The following is a 7,628-nucleotide window of genomic DNA, read 5'->3' on the forward strand; positions in this document are numbered from 1 at the left end:
CGTCGCGCTTCGCGCATCGCGGTGGGATCGCGCCCTCGCGCTCGCGGTGGCGTCGCGCTTCGCGCATCGCGGTGGGATCGCGCCCTCGCGCTCGCGGTGGCGTCGCGCTTCGCGCATCGCGGTGGGATCGCGCCCTCGCGCTCGCAGTGGCGTCGCCCTTCGCGCGTCGCGGTGGCGTCGTGCCGATCGTGCTGTGTGCGGACCGATTGTCGACGGCCCAAGCTCGTTGACCGGTGACGGTCCCGGGGAACGTGCGCGCCGCTGCGCGTACACCCGGACAAACCGGATTTTTATGACTTTGCTTCGCGACTTCCTCACTTTCCACACCGGTCTCATTTCTGGGCAAATAGCCTGAATTGGCCGATGGCGGCGCGAGTCGTCGAGGGCCAGCTCCGAAGGGGGACCGACGGTGAGCTCTGTTCTGATGCGCGCTCTGGTGGCCGGCGTCCTGGCGGGCGCGGCGGCGGTCGCGCTGCTGCCCGGCGTGGCGGCCGCGGCCCCGACGGCCACCGTCGCCGCCGGCGGCCCGCTCAACCTCCGCAGTGGACCGTCCACAGCGGACACGCGCACGGGCTCACTCGCCGACGGCAGCAAGGTGACCGTGGTCTGCCAGGAGTTCGGGCAGCAGATCGCCGGCACGCAGCGCGCCACACCGTACTGGGACCGGCTCTCCAACGGCCGCTACGTCTCGGACGGCTACCTGCGCTGGTCGCCGTCGCGGCCCACGCTGCCCTGGTGCAGCGCCAAGGGCGCCACGATCTCGACGGTCAGCAGCGGCGGCGGGCGGGTCAACGTGCGCAACGGCGCCAGCACGTCCAACAAGCTGCTCGGCACCCTGGCCAACGGCGCCAAGCTCGCCGTCGAGTGCCAGGTGTGGGGCCAGAAGGTGACCGGCCACGTGCGCACGACGAACGCCTGGAACAAGCTCACCGACGGCCGGTACGTCAGCGACGCGCTCGTCGCGTACAGCAAAGGACTGCCGACCCTGCCCTGGTGCGGCCAGCAGCCACCCACGGTGCCGCCGTCGGGGGCGGCGCAGTTCATCGCCCGCGTCGCAAAGCCGGCCCAGCTCGGTTTCCAGAAGTACAAGGTCCCGGCGTCGGTGACCATCGCGCAGGCGATCCTGGAGTCGGGCTGGGCGCGGTCCTACCTGACGCGGCGGGACCACAGCTACTTCGGGATCAAGTGCTTCGGGTCGCCGGGGACGATCGCGCTGGGTTGCCGCACCTACGCGACGCAGGAGTGCGAGAACGGCAAGTGCTATGACACGACCGCGTCGTTCCGGGCGTACAAGGACGCGACGGCGTCGTTCGCGGACCACGGCTACTTCCTGACCGTGAACGACCGCTACAACAACGCGTTCAAGTACAGCAACAACCCGAACCAGTTCGCCAAGGAGATCCACAAGGCCGGGTACGCGACGTCGCCCTCGTACGCGAATGACCTGATCAAGATCATGAAGTCGTACGACCTCTACAAGTACGACCCGAAGTCGCGTTCGTCGCAGAGCTAGGCCCTGGCGTCGCGGATTCGGCGTTGTTTCAGGCGGGCCCGCTCCACGGCCGCCTGGCGGGCCTCGCGGCGGCGGGTCTCGTACGCCACCTCGCGGCGCAGCCGTTGCCAGCTCTCCCAGCGGCGCGGGCTGAGCTCGCCCGACTCGAGCGCCGCGCGGACGGCGCACCCGGGCTCGGCCTCGTGGGCGCAGTCGGCGAACCGGCACGCGGCGACCAGCTCGGCCACGTCGGCGAACGCCTGCTCGAGGCCCGCGGCGCCCTCGAGGAGGCCGACCTGGCGCATCCCCGGTGTGTCGAGCACGGCGCCACCGCCGGGGATCGGGACCAGCGCCCGGTAGGTGGTCATGTGCCGGCCCTTGCCGTCGCTCTCGCGTACCGCGCGGGTTGCCATGACCGCCGCCCCGGCCAGCGCGTTGACCAGCGTCGACTTGCCGGCGCCGGACGGACCGAGGAGCCCTAGCGTGCGGCCCGGCGCGACCAGCGGCCGGATCTGGTCGAGGCCGGCGCCGGTGCGCGAGCTGACCGGCAGCAGCTCGACGCCGGGCGCGGCGCGGGCCAGGTCGGCGGCCACCGCGGCGGGGTCGGGCACGGAGTCGCACTTCGTCAGCAGCACCAGCGGGCGGGCGCCGGAGTCCCAGGCGAGCGCGAGCAAGCGTTCGATCCGGGCGACGTCGGGCGCGGGCTCCAGCGGCTCGACGACCGCGGCGACGTCGAGGTTCGCGGCCAGGACCTGACCGGAAGCGTCCTTGTCCGCGGTGCGGCGCACGATCGCGGTGCGCCGGGGCAGCACGGCCTCGATGGTGACCCGGTCGTCGGGCCAGGCGCGCACCAGCACCCAGTCGCCCGCGCAGGGCAGCCGGGCCGGGTCACGGGACGCCGCCGCGAGCACCGCGCCGGCGAGACTGGCGCGGACGGGCCCGCCGGCACACAGCACGGTGCAGACGCCGCGGTCGACCCGGGCCACCCGGCCCGGAACCACGTCGGCGTCGAGCACCGGCAGGTCGGCGGCGTACGCGGCGTCCCAACCGAGGGACGCGAGATCAAAGGTCATGGGTGCCTTTCGTCGTTGGCATCGACGGTAGGCCGCGCGGGAGGGGGCCGAAACCGAATTCTCCGCGGCGTACCGACTAGGGTTGCCTCGTGAGCACGGACCCGCTGGCCCTCATGGCAGAGGTCGACCGCGCGACGGAGCGGTTGATCGCGACGGCGGCCACCTTCGACGACGCCGCCGTGGCGGCCCCCTCGGCCCTGCCGGGCTGGACCCGCGGACATGTGCTGGCCCACGTGGCCCGCAACGCCGACGGCATGCGCAACCTGCTGACCTGGGCGCGGACCGGGGTGGTGACCCCGCAGTACCAGCCGGGCCAGCGCGAGACGGACATCGAGGCTTTCGCTTCCCGACCCGCGGCGGTGCACCTGGCCGACCTGCGCGAGTCGGCGTCGGCCTACTCTTCGGCGGCCGCCGCGCTGACCCCGGCGCAGTGGTCGACGATCCTCGACGTCCCGGGCCAACCCCAGGCGGCGGTCTTCGGCGTCTGGCGGCGGCTGCGCGAGGTCGAGGTGCACCACGTGGACCTGGCCGCGGGCTACGGCCCGGGGGACTGGCCGGACTGGTTCGGCCACCGGCTGCTGCACGAGGTGGTCAGCGGCCTCTCGACCCCCCTGGTGCTGCAGCCGTCGGACGCCGGCCACCCGCTCTCGGTCGGCACCGGCGGCCCGGTCGTCTCCGGCTCGGCCTGCGCCCTCGCGGCGTGGCTGACCGGCCGCTCGCCCGGTGCCGACCTGTCGGTGACCCCCGCCGGCCCCCTGCCGACCCCACCCGCCTGGATGTAACGGGAGAGCCATGTCGTCGTCATACACGGGCAACGTCGAACCCGGCGGCGCGCCGGCCGTCCGCGAACTGCCCGGCCTGCGCATCACGAAGCTGTCGGTGGGCCCGATGGACAACAACGCCTACCTGCTGGAGTGCCTGTCCAACGGCGACCTCCTGCTGATCGACGCCGCCAACGAGGCGCCGCGCCTGCTGGAGCTCGTCGGCGACCGGCCGCTGTCCACTGTGGTGACCACGCATCAGCACATGGACCACTGGGTGGCCCTGGAAGAGGTCATCGCGGCGACGGGCGCGCGGGCGCTGGCCCACCCGGACGACGCCGAGGGCCTGCCGATCACGACGTCACCGGTGGTCGACGGCGACCGGATCCCGGTGGGGGACTGCGAGCTGGAGGTCATCCACCTGGTGGGCCACACACCGGGTTCGATCGCGCTGCTCTACCGCGACCCGTCGGGTTCGCCGCACCTGTTCACTGGCGACAGCCTGTTCCCGGGCGGGGTGGGCAACACCCACGACGACCCGGTGGCGTTCGCGTCGCTGATCGGGGACGTGGAACACAAGCTGTTCGACGCGCTACCGGACGAGACGTGGTTCTACCCGGGCCACGGCAAGGACTCCACCCTGGGCGCCGAACGCCCGTCGGTCCCGGAATGGCGCGCCCGCGGCTGGTAGATCAGGATCGTGCCTTTGCCGTGCGCCAGGGTTTGCGGTTGAGGTCCCGTCGCCGTTGGCGTAGTACCAGTTCGTGAGCTTCTCGTGCAGTGCTGCCCGGCCTGCGGCGTCCAGCGGCGCGCCGTACGGGCTCGTCACGCTCGTCGCCGCCCATAGCCGCTCGTAAGCGTTCAGGCGGCGCTCCGCCACCTTCAGCCGCACGTCGCCGCGGATGTTCACGGCCACCAGGACGCCGACGATGCCGAGGCCCAACTCGCCGCCGCCTCCATGCGTACACGATGGACGATCGGCGGCACCGCCCACCACTGCTCAGTCCGATTGCGGACGCCGGGTGACAGGTATCAACCGCGGGCGGACCTCCTCCGCCTGGGCGGGACCCATCGGGGATCCCGACGAGGAGGGGGGAAACGTGCGACGACGCTTCATGACCGTGCTTGCCGCGCTCGCACTGATGAGCGGGGTTTTCGTGGTGGCCAGCCCGCCGGCCAGCGCAGCGCCGCTGGTCAATGCCAAGGTCACCGTCAACCGGATCAACGCGCTGTCCAGTGACGACGAGGGGCTCTGCGGCCGCGTCGACTGGTACGTCAAGGTCTGGATAAACGGGGTCGCCTTCAACAACGAGGACACCGACGACCAGGACGACCGGGAGGGAATCCCCGACATTCTCCCCGACTGGGAGTTCTCGGTGCCCAACCTGGACGTCGCCACGCTGCCGCAGAAGGACGGCGCGGCCTTCCTGCCCGTTGTCGTCGAGGCCTGGGACGAGGACGGCGGCTTCTGCCTCGAGGACAACCAGTACGACGTGTCGCCGACCGCCGCCACCGCGTTCCTCGCCGACGTGCGGGTCGCGCCGTGCGACGTCAGCGTCGAGGGCGAGGCCCCGATCGCGTGCGGCACCCCGATCGTGCGGTCCGGCAACGGTGACGACCGCGCCGAGCTGACCGTCACCGTCGCCGTCGATCCGCCGCCGAGCGCGCCCGGACTGCGCATCCGGTGCACCCACACGCCCGCCTGGCCGCAGCCCGGCGAGGCCGTCACGGTCACCGCCACGGCGCTCGACGGTGCGCTCAACCCCACCATCGTGCCCAACCAGTTGGAGATCTGGCTGAGCCCGACCGATCGGCAGACCACCTCCGGCGTCGGCACCTTCACCCGAAATCTGACCGCGACGGCACCGAGTTTCACGTACGGCTGCCGGCCCACGTCCGGCGGCACGACCATCTTCTCCGGCTGGCGCCGTTCCACCGTGGGTGATCCGACGCCGAACTTCACCTTCCCCAAGCCCGCCGTCCCGATCTCCTACACCGGCGGGCAGGGCAGCCGGATCGACGTGGTGTTCATCGCGGACAGCGACACCTACACCGGCCCGGGCCCGGTCGGGCGCAACCCGATGTTCCAGGCCGACGTCGCGCTCGCGCTCAACAGCGGGATCTACGGCTTCGACCCGTACCTGGCCAACCAGGACCTGTTCAACGTCTGGCTCCTGCAGGACAACACCGGTAAGTCGGTCGACTTCGCCACCGGCGACGACCACGAACTGCCGGTGCTGTGGGACGAGATCTTCGCCTTCGCCGACGTCGGCGTGATCCTGCACCGCAAGGCCGCCCAGCGGGACTTCGGGATGCCCGACGACCACATCGCCGCGGTCAACCTCGCGCGGGGTGACGCGATGGGGGTCGTCCGCCACGAGATCGGGCACGTGCCGTTCGGCCTCGCCGACGAGTACTGCTGCGACGCCGCGTACTTCTACAACGAGGTCGCGCCGAACGTCTACGAGGATCTCACCGGCGACGAGGGCTGCGACACCGACGCACCCAACCTCGGTCGCGTCCGGGACGCGTGCCGCGCGCTCGAGGAGGACGGCGACGTCTGGTACACCTCCGAGCCCGGCGACCTCACCACCGGACTCATGAACGACGACGTCATGAACGACAACGGTCCGGCGAACGCGGCCGACATCCGGCGGTTCAACCTGATCTTCGGCGACTGCCGCATCGCGAAGTGCTGAGAGGAGAGACAGCGATGGTACGCAAAATCGTGCTCGTGGCGGCCGCCGGACTCCTGCTGATCGCGGGACCAGCCGCGTTCGCCGATCCCACGCCGCCGCCACCGGACCCGGCGACGATCCCGCTGCCGGTGTTCGACTTCGACGCCGACCCGGCAAAGGCGGTCGTCGCCCGGGTGACGTTCGACAGCCGCACCCAGGCACACGTCGAGTCGACCACCGTCACCACGTCCCGCGCCCGGGGCCACTCCGGGGAGCCACCGATCCTGCGGCTGCGGCTGACCGACGTCGACGGCGCCGAGGTCGACCGGATCAACGCCTGGAGTCCACTGTGGCGACTCGACGGCGGGCCGAACGGCAGCAAGGGCGTCCGCTCCAGCGGCACGGGCAACTTCATCGTGCCGTTCAGTCCCGCGCTGGCCGCGATGACCGTCACCGACGTACGCCTGAACCAGGAGGTCGTGACCGTCGACCTGGCCGCACCGATCCGCACGTTCTGCGGCGCCAATCCGGGCGACCCGGACTGCAAGGAGAGCGACCTCGCGATCACCGCGGTCGAGCCGTCGGCGCCGCTGTTCGGCGTTCTCGGCCAGCCGATCACGGTGACGGTGGCCAGCGACGTGGCCAACAACGGCCCGGACGGGCCGACCGACGCCCGCGTCCGCCGCGAGGTGTCGGCCGGCGCCGGCCTCACGATCGCCGACGCCGCACCGGTCACCACGGACGTGCCGGTCGCGGTGGGCACGACGCAGCGCCTGACGAAGGCGTACACCGTCACCTGCACCCAACCCGGCACCGTCAACCTCACGGCGACCACCCGGGTGACGGCGAAGCTGCCGTCCGTCGTCGACGCCGCGCCGGCGAACGACGTGCGCTCCGCGACGCTCGGGGTGACCTGCGCGGTGCCGGCGACCGTCAACGTCAAGCCCGGCAGCGCGGAGAACGTCGTCAACCTCAACGACGGCGTGCTGCCGGTCGGCGTGCTGACGACGAACGCCGGCGAGTACGGCAACCCGGTCGCCGTCGACGCGACGACGATCGACTGGTCCACGCTGCGGCTCGCCGCACCGTCCCGGATCCTGGCCGGGCTCGGCGCGCGGGAGCGGCACGGCAGGATCCACCCCGAGAACGTCGAGGAGCTGGACGAGCGCACCCGTGACCGGGACACCGACGCGATGCTGCACTTCGACCCGAAGACCGACGGCCTGACGGTCGGCGACACCTCGGCGTGCGTCTACGGGCGCCTGCGGCTCGCCGGCGCCATGGTCGCGTTCTACGGCTGTGACCGCGTGACCGTCCGGCCCTGACGGCGGTGGTCGAGCTCCTGGGCCCGGTGGGCGTGCTGCCGCCGGGTCCAGGTCTCGTCGTGAAGCGAGGGCCTCAGAGTTGTGAGGCGAACGCTTCCAGCTCCGCCACGAACAGGGCCGGCTGCTCCCAGGCGCCGAAGTGGCCGCCGCGTGGTGGTTCGCCCCAGTGGACGATGTTCGGGAAGCGGCACTGCGCGGCCCGGCGGGACGGGCGCGGCACCTCCTTCGGGAAGACCGTGCAGCCGGTGGGTACGCGTACCGCGTCGGTGGTTTCGGTGGTGAACCAGCGCGACACCTCG

Annotated in this window: 7 protein-coding genes; 5 read left to right on the forward strand and 2 right to left on the reverse strand. The window is 71.8% G+C overall.

The window, feature by feature from the left end; all coding sequences use genetic code 11:
* Positions 1-409 precede the first annotated feature (409 nt).
* Positions 410-1,513, forward strand: a complete 1,104-nt coding sequence (gene gsmA, locus AB0H87_RS34645) for a sporangiospore maturation cell wall hydrolase GsmA (protein ID WP_360155559.1) — start codon at positions 410-412, stop codon at positions 1,511-1,513.
* Here gsmA and rsgA read toward each other — a convergent pair.
* Entirely contained in the window at positions 1,510-2,565 is a 1,056-nt protein-coding gene (rsgA, locus tag AB0H87_RS34650; protein WP_360155562.1) for a ribosome small subunit-dependent GTPase A, read from the reverse strand. The genes gsmA and rsgA overlap by 4 nt on opposite strands.
* An 89-nt stretch (positions 2,566-2,654) precedes the next feature.
* On the opposite strand from rsgA, the gene AB0H87_RS34655 reads away from it, so the two are divergent.
* From AB0H87_RS34655 to AB0H87_RS34670, 4 genes are all read left to right on the forward strand, one after another.
* Positions 2,655-3,347 (forward strand): maleylpyruvate isomerase family mycothiol-dependent enzyme, encoded by a 693-nt coding sequence (locus AB0H87_RS34655; protein ID WP_360155565.1) that lies wholly within the window; start codon positions 2,655-2,657, stop codon positions 3,345-3,347.
* A 10-nt stretch (positions 3,348-3,357) separates the two neighbouring features.
* A complete protein-coding gene (locus AB0H87_RS34660; RefSeq protein WP_360155568.1) occupies positions 3,358-4,017 on the forward strand; it encodes an MBL fold metallo-hydrolase in 660 nt (219 codons plus the stop codon).
* A gap of 424 nt (positions 4,018-4,441) precedes the next feature.
* Positions 4,442-6,025 (forward strand): hypothetical protein, encoded by a 1,584-nt coding sequence (locus AB0H87_RS34665; RefSeq protein ID WP_360155571.1) that lies wholly within the window; start codon positions 4,442-4,444, stop codon positions 6,023-6,025.
* Between the two features lie 14 nt (positions 6,026-6,039).
* Positions 6,040-7,329, forward strand: coding sequence for a hypothetical protein (locus AB0H87_RS34670; protein ID WP_360155574.1), 1,290 nt, complete (start codon positions 6,040-6,042; stop codon positions 7,327-7,329).
* A 73-nt stretch (positions 7,330-7,402) separates the two neighbouring features.
* Here the strand turns inward: AB0H87_RS34670 and AB0H87_RS34675 are convergent.
* A partial coding sequence (locus AB0H87_RS34675) for an alpha/beta hydrolase (RefSeq protein ID WP_360155577.1) occupies positions 7,403-7,628 on the reverse strand: 226 nt, incomplete at its 5' end.

This window comes from Asanoa sp. NPDC050611, assembly GCF_040654855.1.
Classification (GTDB): domain Bacteria; phylum Actinomycetota; class Actinomycetes; order Mycobacteriales; family Micromonosporaceae; genus Asanoa.